The organism is Paracoccus aeridis (assembly GCF_004923205.2).
Taxonomy (GTDB): domain Bacteria; phylum Pseudomonadota; class Alphaproteobacteria; order Rhodobacterales; family Rhodobacteraceae; genus Paracoccus; species Paracoccus aeridis.
On the sequence record NZ_SELD02000043.1, the window covers coordinates 39,153 to 62,318 of the forward strand.

Genomic DNA, 23,166 nt, shown 5'->3' on the forward strand with positions numbered 1-23,166 from the left:
CGTGAATGCGTATTGTCGGGGTTTGCCGGTTTGCACTGATAGGGCGAGGGGATTGGCAGGCATACCGCGATGTTTCCGACGACGCGCTCGAATCGGTTTACGAAAGTGCAGCGACGGAACTCTTTGCGCCTGAACGCCTGGAGGCGCGGCTGCGCTCCTTCGAGAACCTTACGTTAGCATCGATGGCACGGCAGACAGACAAGGATTTTCTGTTTCTGGTGCTTTCATCGGATCGCATGCCCGAGAAGTACCGGAGCAAGCTTGAGGAACTATGCGCGAAAGTGCCTCATGTTGTTCTGCGCTTCTACCCGCCGACCGACGTCGGCTCTGCGGTGATTGCAACATGTAACGACTTGAACATCAATCTTTCTGAGTTTGCTCAGTTCCGCCTGGACGACGACGACTGCCTGAGCATCCGGTTTATCGAACGGCTGAAGGTCCATTGTGAGCGCATGCGCGACCTCCGACCTTTCGCGATTTCTTTTGGGCGCAACCTGGCGGTGTCGATATACCGGGATCGGCCAATTGGTTTCTGGCGATACAATCAGGCGTTCTTCAGCGCGGGGTTGGCGATCCGCCCGAAACGTGCAGGACGGACTGTCTTTCATTTCGGTCACTTCGCAGTCCAGCGGCGCATGGATCACTTTGTTGATCAAAGTCACCTGGGAGCTCTCGTTCTGAAATGGCCATCAGACTCCATCCCGATGAATCCAGATAGACCAGGCGAGATGTATGTTCCCATCCCGCAGAAGGAGTTCAGTGAGTGCCTCGAGCGGGACTTCCCCTACTTGATCGGGTTCGACTTCGAGACATTGCGGCCGACGTCAACCAACCCAACCAGCTCATAAACCAGCTCCAGCGCCTCGCGCGGGGTCAGCGTGTCCGGCGTGATCTCGCGCAGGCGCGCCTCTGCCGCCGAAACCTTCGCCGCCGGCGCGGCTGGCGGCGAAGCGCGGAACAGCGGCAGGTCGTCGATCAGCGCGGCGGGCTTCGCGCCGCCCTCGCGCGCGCCTGATTCCAGCGCCGCAAGAATGTCGCGCGCCCGGTCCACGACTGCCGAAGGCAACCCCGCGAGCCGCGCGACCTGCACGCCGTAGCTGCGGTCGGCGGCGCCCCTGGTGACCTCGTGCAGGAAGATCACCTCCCCCTCCCATTCGCGCACGGCGACGGTCGCGTTCTCGACCCCTTCGAGCTTCGCGGCAAGCTGGGTCAATTCGTGGTAGTGGGTCGCGAACAGCGCCCGGCAGCGGTTCTGCGCGTGCAGGTGTTCCAGCACCGCCCAGGCGATCGACAGCCCGTCCCAGGTCGCGGTGCCGCGCCCGATCTCGTCCAGGATCACCAGCGCGCCCGCGTCGGCCTGGTTCAGGATCGCGGCGGTTTCCACCATCTCGACCATGAAGGTGGACCGCCCGCGGGCGAGGTCGTCCGCCGCGCCCACGCGGCTGAACAGCTGCGAGACGAGGCCCAGATGCGCGCGTGCCGCCGGCACGAACGCGCCCGCCTGCGCGAGGACCGCGATCAGCGCGTTCTGCCGCAGGAAGGTCGACTTACCGGCCATGTTCGGCCCGGTCAGCAGCCAGATCGCGGGCGTGTCGCCCGTCGTCAGCGCGCAGTCGTTGGCGACGAACGGCTCGCCCTTGCGCCTGAGCGCGCGTTCCACGACCGGGTGGCGGCCCCCTTCGACCACGAAGGCGCGGCTGTCGTCGACGCGCGGCCGGGTCCAGCCGTCGGCGCTCGCAAGGTCCGCGAAGGCCGCGGCAAGGTCGATTTCCGCCAGCGCGCGCGCGGTCTGGCCGATGCGCGGCCCCGCCTCCAGCACGGCGGCGACGAGGCGGGCGTAGATCTCGCGCTCGATCTCCAGCGTGCGGTCGCGGGCGTTGAGGATGCGGGTTTCCAGCTCGCTCAGTTCCACCGTGGTGAAGCGGATCTGGCTGGCGGTCGTCTGGCGGTGGATGAAGCGCGCGCTCAGCGGCGGGGCGAGCATCTTCTCGGCGTGGGTAGCCGTCGTCTCGATGAAGTAGCCCAGCACGCTGTTGTGCTTGATCTTGAGGCTGGACACGCCGGTCTCGGCGATGAACTCGCCCTGCATCCGGGCGATCACGCCGCGCCCTTCGTCGCGAAGGGCGCGCGTGTCGTCCAGGTCGGGATCGTAGCCCTGCGCGACGAACCCGCCGTCGCGGGTCAGAAGCGGCGGCTCGGCCACCAGCGCGTCGTCCAGAAGCGCGATCAGGTCGTCGTGCCCGGTCAGGTCGCGCGCCGCATCCGCCAGCAGCGCGTCCCCGTCGTCCAGCATCCCCGCGATGCGGATCGCCGCGGACAGGCCGTTGCGGATGGCGGCGAGGTCGCGCGGTCCGCCGCGTTCCAGCGCAAGGCGCGACAGCGCCCGGTCCATGTCCGGCACGCGGGCGAGGCTGTCGCGCAGATCGGCGGTCAGGCGCGCGTCGTCCACCAGATGCGCGACGGCGGCCTGGCGGCGATGGATTTCCGCAAGATCGCGGCTGGGCGCGCTGATGCGGCGTTCCAGCAGCCGCGCGCCGGGGGCGGTCACGGTGCGGTCCACGGCGGCCAGCAGCGAGCCGTCGCGCCCGCCCGACAGCGCCTGCGTGAGCTCCAGGTTCCGGCGCGTCGCCGCGTCGATCTGCATCGCGCCGGCGCCGCTTTCGCGAACCGGGGGCGCAAGGCGCGGCATCCGCCCGCGCTGGGTCAGTTCGAGGTAGTCCACGATCGCGCCCATCGCGGCGAGTTCGGCCCGGCCGAAGCTGCCGAAGCCGTCCAGCGTCTCGACCCCATAGGCCGCACACAGGCGGCGCGCGCCCGACTGGCTGTCGAAGCTTGCCGCCGAAAGCTCGGTCAGCGCCGCCCCGGCTTCCGCCGCCACGTCGTCCAGCCGCGATCCGTCCAGCGCCAGCAGTTCGCGGGGGGCGTGGCGGGCGAGTTCGGGCGCCAGCCGCGCGGGCGGACAGGGCGCGACCCGAAGCGCGCCGGTCGAGATGTCGACCCACGCCAGCGCGCAGTCGTCGCGGACCTGCGCGAACGCGGCGAGGAAGTTGTGGCGCCGCGCTTCCAGTAGCGATTCCTCGGTCAGCGTGCCGGGGGTGACGAGCCGCACCACGTCGCGGGCGACCACGGATTTCGCGCCGCGCTTGCGGGCTTCGGCCGGGTCCTCGATCTGTTCGGCGATGGCGACGCGGAAGCCCTTGCGGATCAGCGTCAGCAGGTAGGATTCGGCGGCGTGGACCGGCACCCCGCACATCGGGATCGGCTGGCCCAGATGGGTCCCGCGCCTCGTCAGCGCGATGTCCAGCGCGGCGGCGGCGGCGACCGCGTCGTCGAAGAACATCTCGTAGAAGTCGCCCATGCGATAGAACAGCAGCGCCCCCGGATTGGCGTCGCGGATCGCGAGATACTGGGCCATCATCGGGGTCGGCTGGTCGGTCATCGGGCACCTTGGGTTTCGACGGTTCTAGGGCGCGGGCCGGCCGATGGGAACCGTTCGGGCGCAGGTTCCGGTGGACAGGCGACGCGCCCGCGCGCACCCTCGCCGCATCGGAACAGGGGAGGTTTCCATGAGGTTCGTTCCAGCACTCGCAGCCATCTTCGCGGCCGGTCCCGCGCTCGCCGCCTGCCCGCCGCCCGCGCAGATGCAGGCCGCCGCGGCCGGCTGGCTCGCGGGCCAGCGCCTGCCCGATCCGGTCGTGGCCAGCATGGCCGACGCGGCCTGCGCCTACACCGCCTTCCGCGGCGGGCTGGAGGCCGCGATGGGCAAGCCGGTGGGGGTCAAGGTCGGCTTCACCTCGAAGCCCGTGCAGGACAGGTTCGGCGTGACCGAGCCTGCGACCGGCGCGCTGTTCGCGCCGATGATCGTGCCCGACGGCGGGGCGGTGTCGCTTTCGGGCAGCCGCTCGCCCTTCTACGAGGCCGACCTGATCGTGACCGTCGCCGATCCGGCGATCATGCAGGCGACCACGCGCGAACAGGTCGCGGCCGCGCTGGGCGAGGTGCGGCCGTTCATCGAACTGCCCGACCTTGCGTTGGCGGAAGGGGTGAAGGCCACCGGGCCGGTCATGGCGTCCTATGGCGTGACCCCCTGGCGCGGGGTTCTGGGCCAGGGCGTGGCCGTGGCCGACCTCGCCGACCCGGTCGCGGACCTCGCCGCACTGACGGTCGACCTGAAGGCCAACGGCGCGTCGGTCGCGCAGGGCACCGGCGACATGCTGCTGGGGCATCCGCTGGACGTGGTGCTGTGGCTGGTCGGGCAGGGCAGCTACGTCCTGCCGGCGGGGGCGATGATCTCGCTGGGGTCGCTCAGCCCCCTGACCGAGGCTGCGCCGGGAACCGAGGTCAGCGCCGACTACGTGATCGGCGGCAAGCCGATGCATGTCGCCACGCGGCTGACGGACTAGGCGCTACAGCACGCGTTGCAGGAAGGCGCGGGTGCGCGGGTCCGTCGGGTCGGAGAAGATCCGCTCCGGCGGCCCTTCCTCGACGATGACGCCGCCGTCCATGAAGACGACGCGGTTCGCGATCTCGCGCGCGAACTGCATCTCGTGGGTGACGACCACCATGGTCTGCCCGGCCTCGGCCACCCGGCGCATCAGCGCCAGCACCTCTCCCACCCACTCGGGGTCCAGCGCGCTGGTCGGCTCGTCCAGCAGCATCAGGTCGGCGTCCAGCGCCATCGCGCGGGCGATCCCGATCCGCTGCTGCTGCCCGCCCGAGAGGTTCGACGGATAGGCGTCGGCCCGGTCGGCCAGGCCGATATCGCGCAGGATCGACATGGCGCGCGCGTCGGCCTGCGCCTGCGGCATCCCGCGCACCACGGTCAGCCCCTCGGCGATGTTCTGGCGCGCGGTCTTGTTGGCGAACAGCGCGTAGCTCTGGAACACGAACGAGGTGCGGCGGCGCATCGCCAGAACCTCGGCGCGGGTGGCGGCGGCGGCATCCACCGACAGGTCGCCGATCTGGACCCGGCCCGCCTGCGCGCGCTCGAGGAAGTTCCAGCAGCGCAGCAGCGTGGACTTGCCGGTGCCGGACGGGCCGATGACGGCGACGCATTCGCCCGGCTCGACGCACAGGTCGATGCCGCGCAGCACGGTCGTTTCGCCGAAGCGCTTGGTCAGCCCCGCGAGGCTCGCGCCGCACCGCCCGCTCATGCCCGCGTTCCCGTCATGCCCGCGCCCGTCATGCCCGCGTCCCCCCCGTCGCGCGCCGCTCGGTCCGCCGTTCCAGCCACGCCTGAACGCGCGACAGCACCTCGACCATGATCCAGTAGATGATCGCCACCACCAGGAACGATTCGAGATAGCGGAAGCTGCCCGCGGCTTCCTTCTGGGCCGCGCCCATCATCTCCGTGACGCCCAGCGTGAAGGCGAGCGAGGTCGATTTCAGGATGTCCACGAAGTAGTTGACCATCGTCGGCGCAAACACCCGCGCCGCCTGCGGCAGGATGATGCGGCGCATGGTCTGGCCCTCGGTCATGCCGACGGCGCGCGCGGCTTCCCACTGGTCGCGGGCCACGCCCAGGATCGCGCCGCGCAGGGATTCCGCCATGTAGGCCGCGAAGTGCAGCGTCAGGCCCAGCATCGCCGCGGTAACGCCGTCGATTGCGACGAAGGCCGGGATCGCCTGCGGCAGCCCGTAGTAGAACAGAAACAGCTGCACCAGCAGCGGCGTGCCGCGGAAGAAGCTGATGAACACCCCCGCCGCCTGGTGGGCGACGGGGATGCGAAGCACCCGGATCACGGCCAGGACCGCCGCGAGTACCAGCGCGCCGATCATCGACCCCACCGCCATGCCGAAGGTCAGCGGCACGAAGCGCAGGATCACGGGCACGAGCCCGGCCATGTAGTCGAGGTCGATCACGCGCGCGTCATTGTGCGGCGGCTTGCGCGGCGGGCGTGGTGATGTCGGTGTCGAACCACTTCCGGCTGATCTCGGCCAGCGTGCCGTCGGCCTTCAGCTCGGTCAGCGCCGCGTCCACCTTGTCGCGCAAGGCGGTGCCCGCCTCGTCCTTGCGGAAGGGCAGGGCGTTCCGGATCTCGCTGAACGGCTCGCCGGCGAGTTGCAGCGGCAGGCCGCTTTCCTTGATCGACTGGGCCGAGCTCACGCGGTCCATCACGAAGGCATCGACGCGGCCGAGCGCGGTGTCCTGCTCGATGTTGCTTTCGTAGGTCTTGATGTCGATCTCGGACGCGTAGGGCAGTTCGCGCAGCAACTGCTCGTAGTTGGACCCCAGGTTCACGGCGACCGTCTTGCCCTTCAGGCTTTCGGGGCCGGTGACCGCGTCGTTGCCCTTGCGGGTCACGACCTGCGCCCCGTCATAGACGTAGGGCTGCGAGAAGTTGAACTGCGCCTCGCGTTCCGGGGTGATCGTGATCTGGTTGGCGACGGTGTCGATCCGGTTCGCGCCAAGCGCGCCGATCAGGCCCGAAAAGCCCATCGTGACGAACTCGACGTCGTCGCCGGTCTTCTCGCCGATGGCGTTCATCAGGTCGACCTCGAAGCCTTTCAGCTCGCCCCCCTCGGTGAAGGTGAAGGGGAAATAGCCGCCCGACATGCCGACCCGGATCGTTTCGGCCTGCGCGGCGCCGGTCATCACGGCGACCGACAGCGCCGCCGACATCAGCATCTTGTTCATGGGAAAAGCCCTTCCGGTGTGAAGCCTTCTGCCAACGATGCAGCCGTCATTCGCGTTCCTTGCCAAACCGTCCGCACCGGTCCGAAGCGGCGGGGGCCGCGCGGGGAAGCCCCTCGACAGGACCCGCGCGCCGCGACAAGCTGGACTCGGCCGCATCGCGCGGCCGGCAGGGGCGGTGGAGATGAGCTGGGAACGTCTGCTGGCCGAGGCGCGGTCGGGGTCGAAGCTGAAGGCGTCGCCCGATCATGGCGAGCGGCATTGGCGCGCGGTCGCGGCGACGGGTCTGGAACTCGCCCGCCGCGACGACCGCGCCGACGCCGGGATCTGCGTGGCCTTCGCGGTACTGCACGACTGCCGCCGGGTGAGCGAATACCGCGACCCGCAGCACGGCCCGTCGGCCGCCCGCGTCGCCCGCGCGAGCGCGTCCCTGCGCGCGCTGCTGGGCGAGGAACGGGCGGGGATCGTCGCGACCGCCTGCAACGATCACGAGGGCACGATCCATTGCCGCGAGTGGCCGCTGGTCGGTGCCTGCTTCGACGCCGACCGCTTCACGCTGGGCCGCGTGGGGATCGACCCGGACCCGCGCTACTTCTCGCTGATCCTCGACGATTCCGCCTTTTCCGAGATGGTGCGCTTCGCCGAAGGCGCCAGCGACGCGCCGCCGAAATGGGCCGACTTGTTCGCGCAGGTGGCGTCGGGCTGACCGGCGCCGTCAGCCTGCGAACAACTCGCCCCGCTCGACCTGCCGCTGCCTGTCGCGGAAGCGGGCGCGGTCGGCGTCGGAGTATTCGTCCGCGCACAGGTGGCACTGCACGCCTTCCTCGTAGCCCGGGCGCGCGGTGTCGGCCGGTGTCAGCGGGCGGCGGCAGGCGTGGCACATGACGTGGCCGCCCGGCTTCAGCCCGTGCGTCAGGCTGACGCGCTGGTCGAAGACGAAGCACGCGCCGTCCCAGAGCGAGTCTTCGCGGGGGACGTCCTCGAGGTATTTCAGGATCCCGCCCTGAAGGTGGAACACCTCTGCCACGCCCTCCGCCAGCAGGTAGTTGGTCGACTTCTCGCAGCGGATCCCGCCGGTGCAGAACATCGCGACGCGCTTGCCCTCGAAGCGGTGGGCGTTCGCCTTCCACCAGACGGGGAAGTCGCGGAAGGACCGGGTGCCGGGGTCGACCGCGCCGCGGAAGCTGCCGATTGCGACCTCGTAGTCGTTGCGGGTGTCGATCAGCGCGACGTCGGGGCTTTCGATCAGCGCGTTCCAGTCGGCGGGCGCGACGTAGCGGCCGACATGCGCGGCAGGATCCACCTGCGGCACGCCCATCGTCACGATCTCGGCCTTGACCCGCACCTTCATCCGCCCGAACGGCATTGCGGCGGCCGCGCTTTCCTTCCAGTCCAGCGCCGCGCAGCCTGGCAGCGCGCGCAGCCCCGCCAGCACCGCGTCGATCCCGTCGCGCGTGCCCGCGATGGTCCCGTTCACCCCTTCGCCCGCGATGATCAGCGTGCCGCGCACGCCGTGCCTTTCGCAGAGCGCCAGCAGGCCGGGTTTCAGCGCGGCCGGGTCTGCGAACCGGGTGAAACGGTAAAGGGCGGCCACGACGAACATGGGCGGGGCGTTAGTCGGCCCCCCTTCGCTTGGCAACCCCGCATTGACGCTGCCCGCCACCCTTTCTACCGTTCGCCGATCCGCGAGGGGGACGATCATGCGCGCGCTCATCATCATCGACATGCAGGTCGATTTCTGCCCCGGCGGGGCGCTGGCGGTCGCGGGCGGGGACGAGATCGTGGCCCCGATCAACGCGATGATGGACGACTATGACGCCGTGGTCCTGACGCAGGACTGGCACCCGCCGGATCATTCGAGCTTCGCCGGCAACCACCCGGGCGCCGCGCCGTTCTCGACCGTGACGATGGGCTACGGCCCGCAGGTCCTGTGGCCCGCGCATTGCGTCATCGGCAGCGCGGGCGCGGCGTTCCACCCCCGCCTTGACGCAGACCGCGCCGACCTGGTCATCCGCAAGGGCTTCCGCGCCGGCATCGACAGCTATTCGGCGTTTCGCGAGAACGACCGCGACACCCCCACCGGCCTTGCCGGCTACCTGCGCGAGCGTGGCGCGGACGACCTGCACTTCGTCGGCCTGGCCCATGATTTCTGCGTCGCGTGGTCGGCGATGGATGCGCGCGCGCTTGGCTTTCGGGCGACCGTCATCGAAGCCGCGACCCGCGCCATCGACCTGGACGGTTCGCGCGATGCCGCCCGGACCGCGATGCGCGACGCCGGAGTGACCCTCGCATGATGATCCCGACCATCGACATCGCCACCCGCGTCTACAACCACAAGTGGAAGATCGACCCGATCGTCCGCTCGCTGATCGACACCGACTTCTACAAGCTCCTGATGTGCCAGTCGGTGTTCCGCAACCGGCCCGACGTGGACGTGACCTTCCGCCTCATCAACCGCTCGCAGTCGATCCGCCTCGCCGACCTGATCGACGAGGGCGAACTGCGCGAACAGCTCGACCACGTCCGCAGCCTGTCGCTGACGCGCGGCGAAAGCACCTGGATGCGGGGCAACACCTTCTACGGCAAGCGGCAGATGTTCCGCCCCGACTTCATGGAGTTCCTCGAGAACCTGCGCCTGCCGGCCTACCACCTGGAACGCGTGGACGGCCAGTACGAGCTGACCTTCGAGGGGCGCTGGCCCGAGGTGATGCTGTGGGAAATCCCCGCGCTCGCCATCATCATGGAACTGCGTTCGCGCGCGGTGCTGAAGGATCTCGGCCGGTTCGAGCTGCAGATCCTCTACGCCCGCGCGATGACCCGCGTCTGGGAAAAGATCGAGGCGCTGCGCGCGCTCGGCCCCGATCTCCGCATCGCGGATTTCGGGACCCGGCGGCGGCACAGCTTCCTGTGGCAGGACTGGTGCGTGCAGGCGATGATAGAGGGGCTGGGCCACCGCTTCACCGGCACCTCGAACTGCCTGATCGCGATGCGCCGCGACATCGAGGCGATCGGCACCAACGCCCACGAGCTGCCGATGGTCTATGCCGCGCTGGCCGACACCGACGAGGAGCTGCGGCAGGCACCCTACCGCGTGCTGGCCGACTGGCACGAGGAGCACGACGGCAACCTGCGGATCATCCTGCCCGACACCTACGGCACCCGCGGCTTCCTCGACGGGGCGCCCGACTGGCTTGCGGGCTGGACCGGCATCCGCGTCGATTCCGGCGATCCGGTCGCGATCACCGAATACGCGATCGAGTGGTGGAAGAGCCGCGGCGAGGATCCGGCGCAGAAGCTGGTGATCTTCTCGGACGGGTTGGACGTCGATCAGATGGCGGCGCTGTTCCGGCGCTTCAACGGCCGCGTCAAGGTCAGCTTCGGCTGGGGCACGCTGCTGACCAACGACTTCCGCGGCCTGGTGCCGGGCGACGGCCTGGCGCCGTTCAGCCTGGTCTGCAAGGCGGCCTCGGCGAACGGCGAGCCCACGGTCAAGCTGTCGGACAACCCCGCGAAGGCGACCGGCCCCGCGGACCTCATCGCGCATTACCGCCGGGTGTTCGGGGTGGGCGAGCAGGTGGGGATGGAGGTCGTGGTGTGACCCCGCGCAAGGCGGCGGTCAGGCTTCGACGGCCTCGCGCCCGGACATCCTGTCGACATGGACGCGGAAGAACACATGCGCCGTCTGGTCGCCGGGCGCCGGCTTCGCGGGCTTGATCGCGCCCGGTTCCCACCAGTTCGCGTGCTGGCTGAGCAGCGACCAGGCGTGGCCGCGCAGGTTTTCGTGGCCGGGCCGGTCGATCAGTTCCTCGAAGCTGCCCTCCGCGATGACGGTCGTCCATCCGGTGCCGTCGCCCAGCTCCTCGAACAGGAGCGCGGCGCGGGGATTGGCGCGCAGGATGTCCAGCTTCCGCCCGGGCATCGTGAAGGCGTAGAGGAAATGCGCGTCATAGACGCAGGAGATCGGGACCACGTAGGGCTGGCCGTCGAGGGAACAGGCCAGCCGGGCCAGTCGGTTCCTCTCGACCAGGTGGCGGCATTCGGCGGCGGAAAGTTCGCGGATGTTCATCGTCGGCACCGGGCTCCAGTCGTGATCGTTCCAGCTGCGATCATCCCGGCCGGGCGCCTGTGGTCAATCCCGCTGCCGGACATGCAGGGCCGGACGGCGGGCGTCACCCTTCGTCGCGCCACTTGTTCACCAGCGGATAGCGCCGGTCGAGCCAGAAGCTGCGGGGCGAAAGGCGCGGTCCGGGCGCGGCCTGGTAGCGTTTCCATTCGCTGCCGTAGAGCAGCCGTTCGACGTGCTTCACCGTCTCGCGCTCGAACCCCTGCGCGACCAGCTCCGCCACCGATGCGTCGCGTTCCACGAGGCCGGTGAGGATCGCGTCCAGCACCTCGTAGGGCGGCAGCGAATCCTGGTCGGTCTGGTCGGGGCGCAGTTCGGCCGACGGGGGCTTGTCGATGATGGCCTGCGGGATCACCTCGCCCGCGGGCGCGGCCATCCAGTCCCGGTGGTTCGCGTTGCGCCAGCGGCAGGTCTGGAACACCCGCGTCTTGTAGAGGTCCTTCAGCGGATTGTACCCCCCCGCCATGTCGCCGTAGATGGTGGCGTAGCCGACCGCGACCTCGGACTTGTTGCCCGTGGACAGCAGCAGCTCGCCATGCTTGTTGGAAATCGCCATCAGAAGCAGGCCGCGCAGGCGGGACTGGATGTTCTCCTCGGTCAGGTCGGGCTCGGTGCCGGCCATGACGCCGCCGAGCGCCGCGCCGACCGCCTCGCGCGGGCCCTCGATCGGGATCGTGTCCAGCCGGATCCCGAGGCGCGCCGCGAGGTCCGCCGCGTCGTCCAGCGAGTGCTGGCTGGAATAGGCCGAGGGCAGGCGCACGCCGCGGACGTTTTCCGGCCCCAGCGTGTCGGCGGCGATGGCGGCCACCAGCGCGCTGTCGATCCCGCCGGAAAGCCCCAGCACCACCTTGCGGAACCCGGACTTCCGCATGTAGTCGCCCAGGCCCACGCACATCGCGCGGTAGTCCTGTTCCCATTCGCCGGGCTGGGGCACCATCGTCCCCGGTTCGGCCCGCCAGCCCGCGTCGGTGCGGACGAAGTCGACATGCTCGATCGCCGCGTCGAAGGATGCGAGCTGCACGACCTTGTGCCCGCCCGGGTTCAGGACGAACGACGCGCCGTCGTAAAGCTGGTCGTCCTGCCCGCCCACCATGTTGAGATAGGCCGCCGGCAGCCCGCTTTCGACCACGCGGGCGACGATGTGACCCATCCGCAGGTCCAGCTTGTTGCGGTGATAGGGGCTGCCGTTCGGCACGACGAGGATCTCGGCCCCGGTCTCGGCCAGGGTTTCCGTCACCGGCTGCCACCACGCGTCCTCGCAGATGGGGCTGCCGATGCGGACGCCGTCGACGACGTAGGGGCCGCTGATCGGGCCGGGGTCGAACAGGCGCAGCTCGTCGAACAGCTGCTTGTGCGGCAGCTCGTGCTTGAACACCTTCGCCGCGACCCGCCCGCCCTGCAGGATAAGGTAGGCGTTGTAGAGGTTCTCGCCCTCGGACCACGGGGCGCCGATCGCAAGGGTCGGGCCGTCCGCGCAGGCCGCGGCGAGCGCGTCCAGCGCCGCGTGGCAGTCGCGCAGGAAGGCGGGCTTCAGGACCAGGTCCTGGGTCTGGTAGCCGGTCAGGAACATCTCGGGCAGGGCGACCATGCTGGCGCCCGCGTCGCGCCCCTTTTCCCACGCGTCCAGCGCCAGCGCGGCATTGCCGGCAAGGTCGCCCACGGTGGCGTTCAGCTGGGCGAGGGTCAGGCGGAAGCGGTCGATCATGGCTGTGGTCCTGCGGTCCCGTTCGGGCGGACGATAGGCCAGCCGCCGGGCGAGTGAAAGCGGTGCCCGGCCGTGTGCGGCGGCGCCCGGCGGTGCGCGGGTGGGAAGGGGGGCGGCGAAGCAGGGCTTTGCCCCGCGGGACGGCATGGTCTAATGCTGGACCCGGCAGCAGGACGGCGCCACGCAGAACTCCACAGCGGCGACGAGGATCGGGCAATGAAGGCGGCAATCGTGACGACAATCGCGGCGGGTCTGGCCGCGGCGGCGATGCTGGCGGCCCCGGTCGCGGCCGAGCCGGTGGTGACCAAGCAGTATGACGACGGCGGCGTCTACGAGGGCACGTTCCGCAACGGCCGCCAGCACGGGCAGGGGTCCTACACGCTGCCGTCCGGCTACCGCTACGAAGGCGACTGGGTGGACGGGCAGATCGTCGGGCAGGGCCGCGCGACCTATCCCAACGGGTCCACCTACGAAGGGCATTTCGACGCCGGCAAGCCCAACGGCACCGGCAGGATCACCTATGCCGACGGCGGCACCTACGAAGGCGAGTGGGTGGATGGCGAGATCACCGGCCAGGGCACCGCCACCTACGCCAACGGCTCGACCTACACCGGCGGCTTCTCGGGCGCGCTGCACGACGGCAAGGGCACGCTGACGCAGCCCAACGGCTACCGCTACGAGGGCGACTGGATCCAGGGCGCCAAGGAAGGGACCGGCAGGATCACCTATCCCGACGGCTCGGTCTACGAGGGCGGGATGCTGGCGGGGATGCGCGCGGGGCAGGGCAAGCTCACCATGCCCGACGGGCTGGTCTACGAAGGCGTCTGGGCGGCGGGGCGGATGAACGGCACGGGCCGGCTCGTCCAGCCGGGCGGCGACGTCTACGAAGGCCAGATGAAGGACGACCAGCGCGAGGGCACCGGCACCGCCACCTACGCCAACGGCGACGTCTACACGGGCGGCTTCCGCGCCGACAAGCGCCACGGGCAGGGCACGTTCACCGGCACCGACGGCTATGTCTACGAGGGCGAGTGGGTCGACGGCCGGATGGAGGGGCAGGGCCGCGTGACCTTCCCCGACGGCTCGGTCTACGAGGGCGCGCTGGTGGCCGACCAGCCGCACGGGCAGGGCCGCATCACCTATCCCGACGGCGCGAGCTACGACGGCAACTGGACCGCCGGCGTGATCGAAGGGCAGGGCCGCGCCACCTACGCCAACGGCATGGTCTACGAGGGCAGCTTCAAGGGCGCGCGCAACGACGGGCAGGGGCGGATGACCTATCCCGACGGCTACGTCTACGAGGGCGCGTGGAAGGACGGCCAGCGCCACGGCGACGGCGTCGCGACCTATGCCGACGGCACGACCTACGCGGGCGGCTTCGTCAACGGCATGCGCGAGGGGCAGGGGACGCTGACCACGAAGGACGGCTTCCGCTATGAAGGCGGCTGGCGGTCGGGAGAGATCGACGGCGAGGGTGTCGCCACCTACGCCAACGGCGACGTCTATTCCGGCAGCTTCGTCGCGGGCAAGCGGCAGGGGAACGGGGTGATGCGCTACGCCTCGGGGCAGGTGGCGCAGGGCGAATGGCAGCAGGACCAGCTGGCCACCCCGACGCTGGCCGAGCCGACGGCGGCGACCCCGACGCAGGCCGCGCCGACGCAGGCCGAACCGGCGAGCGCAGCCGCGGCTCCGCCCCGGGGTGATGCGGCGGTGACGCCGGCCGTTCCCGATGATTCCCCGGAACCGGCCCCGGCGGCAGAGACGGCCCCGCTGCCGTCGGCAAGTCCAGCCGCCCCCGTTCCGGCAGCACCGGCGCGAGGATCGGCGCCGGTCCCGGCCGATGTCCCCCCGTCCGAAGCCCCGACCCCGGCGGCAGGCGAGGCGCCGGGGGGCTCCGATGCACCCGCCGCCGACCCGACTGCCCCCGCGCCTGATTCCGTCCCCGGGACCGCCGTCCCGACTGCCACCGCCCCGGCGGGCTGACGCGGCAGGCGACACGGCGGCCGACAGCGGGCTGGCGCGGCGGGCTGGCGCGGCGGCTCTGCCTGCACGCGCCCCCCGCGACGGGAATCCCACACTGCGACGTTATGCGCCTTCGCCTGCGGCTTGGCCGCTGGACGGGCCGAAACAAGGCCGCTAGAAGCGCTGACGCGAGGGCTGCAGTTTCTGCGGCCCGTTGACGTGTCGTACCGGCCCGCCCAAGGCCAGGAATTGGAGAATGCCCGTGTCCCACGCAGACGACAACGCAGGAGATCACGGCACCACCCGGAGGGACTTCCTCTACTACGCGACAGCCGGCGCCGGCGCGATCGCGGCGGGGGCTGCCGGCTGGACCCTGATCAACCAGATGAACCCCTCGGCCGACGTGCAGGCGTTGTCCTCGATCCAGGTCGACATCAGCGGGGTCACGGAAGGGACGCAGCTGACGGTCAAGTGGCTGGGCAAGCCGGTCTTCATCCGCCACCGCACGCCCGCCGAGATCGAGCAGGGCCGCGCCGACGACACCGCCGCGCTGATCGACCCGCTGGCCGAGAACGCCAACCGCCCCGACGAGCCCGCGCTGGACGCGAACCGCACGCTGGACGAGGAAGGCAAGTGGCTGGTCATGATCGGCGTCTGCACCCATCTCGGCTGCGTTCCGATCGGTGACGGCGCGGGCGACTTCGGCGGCTGGTTCTGCCCGTGCCACGGCTCGCACTACGACACCGCCGGCCGCATCCGCCGCGGCCCGGCGCCGCAGAACCTGCACGTTCCCGTCGCGGCCTTCGTCAACGACACCACCATCCAGCTGGGCTGAGGAGACGCGACCAATGGCCGGTATTCCCACGGAACACTACGAACCCAAGTCGCGGGCCGAGCGGTGGATCCACCGCCGCCTGCCGGTGGTGGAACTCATCGTCGACTTCGTCACCCTGCCCACGCCCAAGAACCTCAACTGGATGTGGATCTGGGGCATCATCCTGACCTTCTGCCTGGTGCTGCAGATCGTCACCGGCATCGTCCTGGCGATGCACTACACGCCGCATGTCGACCTGGCGTTCCGTTCGGTCGAGCACATCATGCGCGACGTGAACGGCGGCTACATGCTGCGCTACCTGCACGCGAACGGCGCCTCGCTGTTCTTCTTCGCCGTGTACATGCACATCTTCCGCAACCTCTACTACGGCAGCTACAAGCCCCCGCGCGAGATCACCTGGATCATCGGCATGCTGATCTACCTCGCCATGATGGCGACGGCGTTCATGGGCTACGTGCTGCCCTGGGGCCAGATGTCGTTCTGGGGCGCGACCGTGATCACCGGCCTGTTCGGCGCGATCCCGGGCATCGGGCCGTCGATCCAGGAATGGCTGCTGGGCGGCCCGGCCGTGGACAACGCCACGCTGAACCGCTTCTTCTCGCTTCACTACCTGCTGCCGTTCGTGATCGCCGCGCTGGTCGTCGTCCACTTCTGGGCGTTCCACACTACCGGCAACAACAACCCGACCGGGATCGAGGTGCGCCGCACCTCGCGCGAGGAAGCCGACCGCGACACCGTGCCGTTCTTCCCCTACTTCGTGATCAAGGACCTGCTGGCGCTCGCCTTCATCCTGATCATCTTCTTCGCGATCGTGGGCTACATGCCCAACTACCTGGGCCACCCCGACAACTACGTCGAGGCGAACCCGCTGGCGACGCCTGCGCACATCGTGCCGGAATGGTACTTCCTGCCGTTCTACGCGATCCTTCGCGCCTTCACCGCCGATGTCTGGGTCGTGCAGCTGGTCAACTTCCTGAGCTTCGGCATCATCGACGCCAAGTTCTTCGGGGTGCTGGCGATGTTCGGCGCGATCCTGGTGATGGCGCTGGTGCCGTGGCTGGACACGAGCCGGGTGCGCTCGGGCCGGTTCCGCCCGCAGTTCAAGTGGTGGTTCTGGCTCCTGGCCGTGGACTTCGTGGTGCTGACCTGGGTCGGCGCGCAGCCGGCGGAAGGTATCTATCCCTACATCTCGCTGATCGGCGCGGCCTACTGGTTCGCCTACTTCCTGGTGATCCTGCCGCTCCTCGGCGTGATCGAGCGCCCGGCGCCGATGCCCACCACGATCGAGCAGGACTTCGACGAACACTACCGGCCTTCGGCCGCCCATCCGGCCGAGTAAGGAGAGCGCAAAGATGACCTTCAGAACCGTTACGCTGACGGCGGTCGCGGCGCTGTCCCTGGGCATGGCCGCAAGCCAGTCGCAGGCCCAGACGCAGACCGTCACCGTTCCCCTGAACGCACCCGGCACCGCCGCCCCCGCCCAGACCGGGCCGGGGACGGTCGTGACCCGCGGCTCGGACGGGGTCACCACGGTCGACACCGTGGGCGGCGTGCCCGCGGACGAGGTGGCGGCACCGGCAGGTGCCACGCCGCAGGGCGACGCGTCGCAGGAAACGCCCGGCGCGCTGGGCGGCGTGGCCGCGACCGGACCGGGCGCCGCGCCTGCGCCCGGCTCGATCGCCGACCCGCAGGCCAGCAGCGCCGATACGCTGGACCCGTCCGCGTCGGCCATGAGCCCATCCAGCATGACCCGCAGCGCTACGGTGGAATCCGGCGCCGGCAACGTCGTGTCGGGCACGACCGACGCCACCGCCGTCGGCGACGTGACCAGCACCGGCGCGCCCGCGCGCCTGCCGCAGCAGCCCAACGTCACGGAAGACGCGACGACCGAACCCAGCGCCGAAGTGACCGGCACGGACATCTCGGACACGGAATCGGCGGCCCGGCCCACGGCCGAGGGCGAGACGCCGGCGCCCCAGCTTTCGCAGGAAGAAGCGACCGAGGCCGCGCGGACCGGCACGGCCGCGCCCGACGGCGCGCCCGCCACCCCGACGCCCACCGGCTCGCCCGGGGAACCGCCGGCAGCCCCGAAGGAAGGGCTGCCCGCGTCCGCGACCGAGGAACAGGTCACCGCACCCGTTCCGGTCGGCACCGAGGCAGGCGAGCCCGCCCCCGGCGAGGCACCCGTAGCCGGTGCCGCACCCGAAGGCGCAGCTGACGGCGTTGGCGACACGCCGCCGGACGAACAGGTTCCCGCCGCCGCGCCCGAGGGGGGCGAGGACGCCCACGCCGCCGAAGCCGCCCCCGCCGCCGCGCACCACGCGCATGTCGAGGATGTGGACTTCTCGTTCGAGGGTCCGTTCGGCAGGTTCGACCAGTTCCAGCTGCAGCGCGGCCTTCAGGTCTACACCGAGGTCTGCTCGGCCTGCCACGGCATGAAGCAGGTCGCGATCCGCAGCCTCGCCGACGAAGGCGGCCCGGGCCTGCCGGAAAACCAGGTCCGCGCCTATGCCGCGCAGATGACGATCATGGACCCGGAAACCGGCGAGGAGCGTCCGCGCCTGCCGACCGACCACTTCCCGACCGTCACCGGCCTCGGCATGGGTCCCGACCTGTCGCTGATGGCCAAGGCGCGCGCCGGCTTCCACGGCCCCTACGGGACCGGGATCAGCCAGCTCGTGAACGGCATGGGCGGGCCGGAATACATCCACGCCATCCTGACCGGCTACACCGGCGAGCAGAAGGAAGAGGCAGGGTCGGTCCTCTACGAGAACACCGCCTTCGCCAGCGGCTGGATCGCGATGCCCCCGCCGCTGCAGGCCGACCAGGTGGCCTTCGCGGACGGCGCGCCCTCGGACGTGGACAGCATGTCGATGGACGTGACCGCGTTCCTCATGTGGGCGGCCGAGCCGCACCTGATGGACCGCAAGCAGGTGGGCTTCGTGTCGGTGCTGTTCCTGATCGCGCTGACGGTGCTTCTGTACCTGACCAACCAGCGCCTGTGGTGGCCGCTCAAGCACCGCGCCGACCGGCTGAACGACGGCCGCTGAGCCGCCGACACGGTTCGCTGAAACAGGAACGCGCCCCCCACGGGCGCGTTCGTCCGTTCGGGGGCAGTCAGGATGGCGATCTTCAACCTCGGCTCGATCAACGTCGACTATGTCTACCGCCTCGCCGCGCTCGCCGAACCCGGTGAGACGGTGGCGGCGCGGTCGCTGTCGCGCGGCCTGGGCGGCAAGGGCGCGAACCAGTCGATCGCCGCCGCCCGCGCAGGTGCGGCCGTGTGCCACATCGGCGCCATCGCGGAAAGCGACGCGTGGGTCGCGGAAATCCTCGGCGCCTCTGCCGTGGATGTGGCGGGGGTCGCGCGTCTGGCGGACGCGGCGACCGGCCACGCCATCATCATGGTCGACGAGCACGGCGAGAATGCCATCGTCATCCACCCCGGTGCCAACCGGGCGCTGGCCGAAGGCGACGTCCTGCAAGCGCTGTCGGGGATCGGCCCCGCCGACACGCTGCTGCTGCAGAACGAGACCTCGCACCAGCGCGCCGCGGCGGCCTTCGCGCGCAGGGCGGGGGCGCGGGTGATCTATTCCGCGGCGCCGTTCGACCTCGACGCGGTGCGCGAGGTGCTGCCCTTCGTCTCGATCCTCGCGGTCAACGCGGGCGAGGCCGCGCGGCTGCAGGCAGGCATCGACGCGCCGCTGCCGGTCGCGGGAATGCTGGTGACGATGGGCGCCGACGGGGCGGAATACCGCGATCTCGCGTCGGGCCGGGTCACGCGGCAGGCGGCCTTCCCGGTCACGCCGGTCGATACCACGGGCGCGGGCGACTGCTTCGCGGGGTGGTTCGCGGCCGGGCTGGACGCGGGGCTGGGCATCGACACGGCGCTGCGCCGCGCCGCCGCCGCCGCCGCGCTGCAGGTCACGCGGCCCGGCGCGGCCGATGCGATGCCGGCGCTGGACGAGGTGATCGCCTTCCTCGACAAGGCCGGCCCCTGACCGCGCGACCGGCCCGGGGCTTGTGACCCGCCCCCGTGCTTGTGACCGGCAGTGGCAGCGCCTATGTGCCGGACATGCGTATCCCGTTCCTGAAATCCGCGCCGACCGTGGCGGTGATCCGCCTGCACGGCACCATCGGCGCCGCCTCGCGCGGGGCCGGTCTGTCGGACGCGGCGCTTGCCCCGCTGCTGGCGCGCGCCTTCCGCAAGGGCGGCCCGCGCGCCGTCGCGCTGTCGATCAACTCGCCCGGCGGGTCGCCCGTGCAATCGTCGCTGATCGCCGCGCGCATCCGCCGCCTTGCCGACCGCCACAAGCTGCCGGTCCATGCCTTCGTCGAGGACGTGGCCGCCTCGGGCGGCTACTGGCTCGCCACCGCCGCCGACGACATCTGGGCCGACCACAGTTCGGTCCTGGGATCAATCGGCGTGATCGCGGCGGGGTTCGGCTTTTCCGACCTGATCGCCCGCCACGGGATCGAACGGCGCGTCCATACCGCCGGCCGGTCCAAGTCGATGCTGGACCCGTTCCGCCCGGAATCGCCCGAGGACGTGGCCCGGCTCGAACGGCTGATGCAGCCGATGCACGACGCCTTCAAGACGCAGGTGAGCGCCCGGCGCGGGAACCGGCTGGCACAGGGGACGGACCTGTTCACCGGCGACGTCTGGACCGGCGCGCAGGCGGTCGAGGTGGGGCTGGCCGACGGGATCGCGCATATGGAGCCGAAGCTGCGCGAGCTTTACGGCGACAAGGTGCGGCTGCGGCACTATGGCGCGCGCAAGCCGTTCCTCCGCAGGCTGGGCATGTCCGCCGACGACCTCGTGGACGCCGTCCACGACCGGGTCGCCTGGCCGGGCACGGGACGCTGATGGCGCTCCGGGGCGCGGCGCTCGTCACCGGCGCGGGGCGCCGGCTGGGCCGCGCGATGGCGCTGGCGCTGGCGCGGCGTGGATACGACGTGGCCATCCACTACCACCGCTCGGCCGAGGATGCCGAGCGGACGGCCGCGGATGCCCGCGCGCTGGGTGTTCGCGCCGCCACGCTGTGCGCGGACCTGCTGGACCTCGATCAGGTCGAGGCGCTGGTGCCCGCGGCGGTCGCGGAACTCGGCCCGCTCGGGGTTCTCGTGAACAATGCCTCGGTGTTCGAGCACGACCGGATCGACACGGCCACCCGGGAGTCGTGGGACCGCCACATCGGGTCGAACCTGCGGGCCCCGTTCGTCCTGTCGCAGCGTTTCGCGGCGCAACTCGCCCCCGACCAGCCACCCCCGCCGGGAACGGAGCGCGAGGCCGACGCCCTCATCGTCAACATGGTCGACCAGCGCGTCCTGAAGCCCACGCCCGAGTTCATGACCTACTCGCTTGCCAAGGCGGGCCTGTGGGCGCTGACGCGGACCATGGCGCAGGCGCTCGCCCCGCGCGTCCGGGTGAACGCGATCGGGCCCGGCCCCACGCTGCAAGGCGACCGGCAGAGCGACGATCACTTCCGCCGCCAGCGCGCCGGGACGATCCTCGAACGCGGCGCGGATGCGGGGGACGTGACGGCGGCGCTGGACTACCTGCTGTATGCGCGGGCGGTCACGGGACAGCTGATCTGCGTGGACGGCGGCCAGCATCTGGGTTGGCGCACGCCCGATGTCGTGGGGTCCGGTGGACGCGGAATCGCTTGACGCCGGCGATGTTGTCCACCTGCCGCGCTGCGATCACGGAACCGTCGCGAATCCGTCAACGAAATCAGGTTGTTCGGACGGTGAGATAAAATATCCTTTCACATCAATAGCTTGCAACACTGCCTAAAATGCAGGCAACCCGATGGAAGATCATCATATGTTGGACCGGGCGACCGTCGCCCCAAGTCCCTCCACAGAGTTATCCCCAGAAACCGTGGACAGGAATCCGCTTGTCAGGCTGCCGCTCTTGCGGGGTGGCGCAGGAATCACTTTGTTGTCCCCATGACCGACCAGCCCTCTATGGATAACACGCATGAGGCGAGCGGGCCGAACCCGCCGCCGCCCCAGAAAACAGGCCACAGGCTGATCGCGGATTACGTCCGCCGGCTGGACAGCAGCCCCGGCGTCTACCGCATGCTCGATGCGCAGGGCGCGGTGCTGTACGTCGGGAAGGCGCGGAACCTCAAGGCGCGGGTGTCCAACTACGCCCGGCCGTCGGGCCACTCGGCCCGGATCGCGCGGATGATCCGCGACACAGCCAGCATGATGTTCCTGACCACGCGCACCGAGACCGAGGCGCTGTTGCTGGAACAGAACCTGATCAAGCAGCTGAAGCCGCGCTACAACGTGCTCTTGCGCGACGACAAGTCGTTCCCGAACATCCTCGTCGCCAAGTCGCACCCCTTTCCGCAGATCAAGAAGCATCGCGGCGCGAAGTCTGAGCCGGGCGACTACTACGGCCCCTTCGCCAGCGCGGGCGCGGTGAACCGGACGCTGAACCAGCTGCAGCGCGTGTTCCTGCTGCGGTCCTGCACGGACGCGACGTTCTCGTCGCGCACGCGGCCATGCCTGCTGCACCAGATCAAGCGCTGCAGCGCGCCCTGCACCGGCCGGATCGAGCTTGAAGCCTACCTCGCGCTGGTCGCGGACGCCGAGCGGTTCCTGCAGGGCAAGACGACCGCGGTCCAGGCGAACCTCGCCGCCGAGATGGCGCGGGCGGCCGAGGACATGGAATACGAGCGCGCGGCGGCGCTGCGGGACCGGATCAAGGCGCTGACCTCGGTCCAGTCGGTGCAGGCGATCAACCCCAAGGGTGTGGCCGAGGCGGACGTGATCGCGCTCCACATGGAGGGCGGGCAGGCCTGCGTGCAGGTCTTCTTCATCCGTGGCAACCAGAGCTGGGGCAACCGCGACTTCTACCCGAAACTCAACGGCGCCGAGTCCGCCGACGAGGTGATGGAGGCGTTCCTCGGCCAGTTCTACGACGGCAAGGTGCCACCGCGCATGATCCTGCTGAGCCACGGGATCGAGGACATGGACCTGATGACAGCGCTTCTGTCCGAACGCGCGGGCCGGCGGGTCGTGGTGGGGGTCCCGCAGCGGGGCGAAAAGGCGGAGCTGGTGGAGAACGCGCTGCGGAACGCGCGCGAAAGCCTGTCGCGGCGCATGTCGGAAAGCGCCGCCCAGCACAAGCTGCTGGAGGGGCTGGCCGACGCCTTCGACCTGCCGGCGGTCCCGCGCCGGATCGAGGTCTACGACAACAGCCACATTCAGGGCTCGGCCCCGGTGGGCGGCATGGTCGTGGCGGGCCCCGAAGGCTGGATGAAGAGCCAGTACCGCAAGTTCAACATCAAGGGCACAGAGATCACCCCGGGCGACGACTTCGGGATGATGCGCGAGGTGCTGACGCGGCGCTTTCACCGTCTGCTGAAGGACGACCCGGACCGCGCGTCCGAGGCGTGGCCGGACCTGCTGCTGATCGACGGCGGCGCGGGGCAGGTGTCGGCCGTGCAGGGGATCCTCGCCGACCTGGGCGTCGACGACATCCCGATCATCGGGGTGGCGAAGGGGCAGGACCGGAACCACGGCAAGGAAGAATTCCACCGCCCGGGCCGCCCGCCCTTCGCGCTGCCGATGAACCATCCGGTGCTGTACTTCGTCCAGCGCCTGCGGGACGAGGCGCACCGCTGGGCGATTGGCACCCACCGCGCGCGGCGCACGAAGCAGGCGATGGCGAACCCGCTGGACGAGATCGCGGGCATCGGCGCGGCGCGCAAGCGCGCTCTGCTGGCGCATTTCGGAAGCGCCAAGGGCGTCGCCCGCGCGGGCCTGCCGGACCTGCAAGCGGTCGAAGGGATTTCCGAGACGATGGCCCGGACGATCCACGATCACTTCCACGGTCAGGGGTGAGCGCCCCGGCGCCGTGAAAGTGTGGTTGCGAGACGCGTGAGATCCCG

General features: G+C 70.2%; 19 protein-coding genes and 1 pseudogene. 13 read left to right on the plus strand and 7 right to left on the minus strand.

Translation table 11 applies throughout. The features are described from left to right. The first annotated feature begins 5 nt into the window (after positions 1-5). Positions 6-848, plus strand: coding sequence for a glycosyltransferase (locus tag ELI80_RS12755; protein ID WP_136652308.1), 843 nt, complete (start codon positions 6-8; stop codon positions 846-848). Here the strand turns inward: ELI80_RS12755 and mutS are convergent. Beyond that, complete coding sequence (mutS, locus tag ELI80_RS12760) at positions 785-3,439, minus strand: DNA mismatch repair protein MutS (RefSeq protein WP_136652309.1); 2,655 nt, start codon at positions 3,437-3,439, stop codon at positions 785-787. The genes ELI80_RS12755 and mutS overlap by 64 nt on opposite strands. A gap of 127 nt (positions 3,440-3,566) precedes the next feature. Between mutS and ELI80_RS12765 the strand changes: the two genes are divergently transcribed. Continuing rightward, positions 3,567-4,403, plus strand: coding sequence for a 2-keto-4-pentenoate hydratase (locus tag ELI80_RS12765; protein WP_136652310.1), 837 nt, complete (start codon positions 3,567-3,569; stop codon positions 4,401-4,403). A gap of 3 nt (positions 4,404-4,406) precedes the next feature. On the opposite strand, the gene ELI80_RS12770 is transcribed toward ELI80_RS12765, so the two are convergent. From ELI80_RS12770 to ELI80_RS12780, 3 genes are read right to left on the minus strand one after another with little or no spacing between them, the layout of a single operon-like run. Further along, positions 4,407-5,153, minus strand: coding sequence for an amino acid ABC transporter ATP-binding protein (locus ELI80_RS12770; RefSeq protein WP_136652311.1), 747 nt, complete (start codon positions 5,151-5,153; stop codon positions 4,407-4,409). Positions 5,154-5,181: 28 nt separating this feature from the next. Further along, positions 5,182-5,844, minus strand: a complete 663-nt coding sequence (locus tag ELI80_RS12775; RefSeq protein ID WP_136652352.1) for an amino acid ABC transporter permease — start codon at positions 5,842-5,844, stop codon at positions 5,182-5,184. Positions 5,845-5,869: 25 nt separating this feature from the next. Then, entirely contained in the window at positions 5,870-6,637 is a 768-nt protein-coding gene (locus ELI80_RS12780; RefSeq protein WP_136652312.1) for an amino acid ABC transporter substrate-binding protein, read from the minus strand. Positions 6,638-6,818: 181 nt separating this feature from the next. On the opposite strand from ELI80_RS12780, the gene ELI80_RS12785 reads away from it, so the two are divergent. Continuing rightward, positions 6,819-7,340, plus strand: a complete 522-nt coding sequence (locus ELI80_RS12785) for a hypothetical protein (RefSeq protein ID WP_136652313.1) — start codon at positions 6,819-6,821, stop codon at positions 7,338-7,340. Between the two features lie 9 nt (positions 7,341-7,349). Here ELI80_RS12785 and trhO read toward each other — a convergent pair whose 3' ends face one another. Next, on the minus strand, positions 7,350-8,237 hold the full coding sequence (gene trhO / locus ELI80_RS12790) for an oxygen-dependent tRNA uridine(34) hydroxylase TrhO (RefSeq protein ID WP_136652314.1): 888 nt from the start codon (positions 8,235-8,237) through the stop codon (positions 7,350-7,352). Between the two features lie 97 nt (positions 8,238-8,334). Here trhO and pncA point away from each other — a divergent pair, with 97 nt between their 5' ends. Beyond that, positions 8,335-8,928, plus strand: a complete 594-nt coding sequence (gene pncA, locus ELI80_RS12795) for a bifunctional nicotinamidase/pyrazinamidase (protein WP_201740632.1) — start codon at positions 8,335-8,337, stop codon at positions 8,926-8,928. Further along, positions 8,925-10,232, plus strand: coding sequence for a nicotinate phosphoribosyltransferase (gene pncB, locus ELI80_RS12800; protein WP_136652315.1), 1,308 nt, complete (start codon positions 8,925-8,927; stop codon positions 10,230-10,232). Before pncA ends, pncB begins: the two co-directional genes overlap by 4 nt. Before the next feature lie 18 nt (positions 10,233-10,250). Here the strand turns inward: pncB and ELI80_RS12805 are convergent, their stop codons facing one another. Further along, positions 10,251-10,700, minus strand: a complete 450-nt coding sequence (locus tag ELI80_RS12805) for a pyridoxamine 5'-phosphate oxidase family protein (protein ID WP_136652316.1) — start codon at positions 10,698-10,700, stop codon at positions 10,251-10,253. Between the two features lie 103 nt (positions 10,701-10,803). After that, positions 10,804-12,462, minus strand: coding sequence for an NAD+ synthase (locus ELI80_RS12810; RefSeq protein ID WP_136652317.1), 1,659 nt, complete (start codon positions 12,460-12,462; stop codon positions 10,804-10,806). 216 nt (positions 12,463-12,678) lie between these two features. On the opposite strand from ELI80_RS12810, the gene ELI80_RS12815 reads away from it, so the two are divergent. The 8 genes and pseudogenes from ELI80_RS12815 to uvrC all read left to right on the plus strand — a co-directional run bounded on the left by ELI80_RS12815 (position 12,679) and on the right by uvrC (position 23,119). Further along, positions 12,679-14,445: a 2-isopropylmalate synthase gene (locus tag ELI80_RS12815; RefSeq protein ID WP_136652318.1), complete on the plus strand. Its 1,767-nt coding sequence runs from the start codon at positions 12,679-12,681 to the stop codon at positions 14,443-14,445. A gap of 241 nt (positions 14,446-14,686) precedes the next feature. Next, on the plus strand, positions 14,687-15,259 hold the full coding sequence (gene petA / locus ELI80_RS12820) for a ubiquinol-cytochrome c reductase iron-sulfur subunit (RefSeq protein WP_136652354.1): 573 nt from the start codon (positions 14,687-14,689) through the stop codon (positions 15,257-15,259). Between the two features lie 13 nt (positions 15,260-15,272). Next, positions 15,273-16,598 carry a cytochrome b gene (gene petB / locus ELI80_RS12825; protein ID WP_136652319.1) on the plus strand — a complete coding sequence of 442 codons (1,326 nt, stop codon included), beginning with the start codon at positions 15,273-15,275 and terminating at the stop codon, positions 16,596-16,598. 970 nt (positions 16,599-17,568) lie between these two features. Beyond that, positions 17,569-18,309, plus strand: a pseudogene (locus ELI80_RS16660) (cytochrome c1); the annotation flags it as partial. A 72-nt stretch (positions 18,310-18,381) separates the two neighbouring features. Then, entirely contained in the window at positions 18,382-19,260 is an 879-nt protein-coding gene (locus ELI80_RS12835; RefSeq protein ID WP_136652320.1) for a PfkB family carbohydrate kinase, read from the plus strand. A gap of 74 nt (positions 19,261-19,334) precedes the next feature. Then, a complete protein-coding gene (locus ELI80_RS12840) occupies positions 19,335-20,126 on the plus strand; it encodes a S49 family peptidase (protein ID WP_136652321.1) in 792 nt (263 codons plus the stop codon). Then, on the plus strand, positions 20,126-20,929 hold the full coding sequence (locus ELI80_RS12845) for an SDR family oxidoreductase (RefSeq protein ID WP_136652322.1): 804 nt from the start codon (positions 20,126-20,128) through the stop codon (positions 20,927-20,929). The genes ELI80_RS12840 and ELI80_RS12845 overlap by 1 nt, the downstream gene beginning before the upstream one ends. A gap of 300 nt (positions 20,930-21,229) precedes the next feature. Then, positions 21,230-23,119 (plus strand): excinuclease ABC subunit UvrC, encoded by a 1,890-nt coding sequence (uvrC, locus tag ELI80_RS12850; protein WP_136652323.1) that lies wholly within the window; start codon positions 21,230-21,232, stop codon positions 23,117-23,119. The last annotated feature ends 47 nt before the right edge of the window (positions 23,120-23,166 follow it).

Coding starts and splice junctions, on each gene's coding strand:
- ELI80_RS12770 (WP_136652311.1), bottom strand. CDS start 5,153: ATGAGCGGGCGGTGCGGCGCGAGCCTCGCGGGGCTGACCAAGCGCTTC.
- ELI80_RS12810 (WP_136652317.1), bottom strand. CDS start 12,462: ATGATCGACCGCTTCCGCCTGACCCTCGCCCAGCTGAACGCCACCGTG.
- uvrC (WP_136652323.1), top strand. CDS start 21,230: ATGGATAACACGCATGAGGCGAGCGGGCCGAACCCGCCGCCGCCCCAG.
- ELI80_RS12815 (WP_136652318.1), top strand. CDS start 12,679: ATGAAGGCGGCAATCGTGACGACAATCGCGGCGGGTCTGGCCGCGGCG.
- pncB (WP_136652315.1), top strand. CDS start 8,925: ATGATGATCCCGACCATCGACATCGCCACCCGCGTCTACAACCACAAG.
- ELI80_RS12765 (WP_136652310.1), top strand. CDS start 3,567: ATGAGGTTCGTTCCAGCACTCGCAGCCATCTTCGCGGCCGGTCCCGCG.
- ELI80_RS12840 (WP_136652321.1), top strand. CDS start 19,335: ATGCGTATCCCGTTCCTGAAATCCGCGCCGACCGTGGCGGTGATCCGC.
- ELI80_RS12835 (WP_136652320.1), top strand. CDS start 18,382: ATGGCGATCTTCAACCTCGGCTCGATCAACGTCGACTATGTCTACCGC.
- ELI80_RS12805 (WP_136652316.1), bottom strand. CDS start 10,700: ATGAACATCCGCGAACTTTCCGCCGCCGAATGCCGCCACCTGGTCGAG.
- trhO (WP_136652314.1), bottom strand. CDS start 8,237: ATGTTCGTCGTGGCCGCCCTTTACCGTTTCACCCGGTTCGCAGACCCG.
- ELI80_RS12785 (WP_136652313.1), top strand. CDS start 6,819: ATGAGCTGGGAACGTCTGCTGGCCGAGGCGCGGTCGGGGTCGAAGCTG.
- ELI80_RS12755 (WP_136652308.1), top strand. CDS start 6: ATGCGTATTGTCGGGGTTTGCCGGTTTGCACTGATAGGGCGAGGGGAT.
- ELI80_RS12845 (WP_136652322.1), top strand. CDS start 20,126: ATGGCGCTCCGGGGCGCGGCGCTCGTCACCGGCGCGGGGCGCCGGCTG.
- petB (WP_136652319.1), top strand. CDS start 15,273: ATGGCCGGTATTCCCACGGAACACTACGAACCCAAGTCGCGGGCCGAG.
- pncA (WP_201740632.1), top strand. CDS start 8,335: ATGCGCGCGCTCATCATCATCGACATGCAGGTCGATTTCTGCCCCGGC.
- ELI80_RS12775 (WP_136652352.1), bottom strand. CDS start 5,844: ATGGCCGGGCTCGTGCCCGTGATCCTGCGCTTCGTGCCGCTGACCTTC.
- ELI80_RS12780 (WP_136652312.1), bottom strand. CDS start 6,637: ATGAACAAGATGCTGATGTCGGCGGCGCTGTCGGTCGCCGTGATGACC.
- mutS (WP_136652309.1), bottom strand. CDS start 3,439: ATGACCGACCAGCCGACCCCGATGATGGCCCAGTATCTCGCGATCCGC.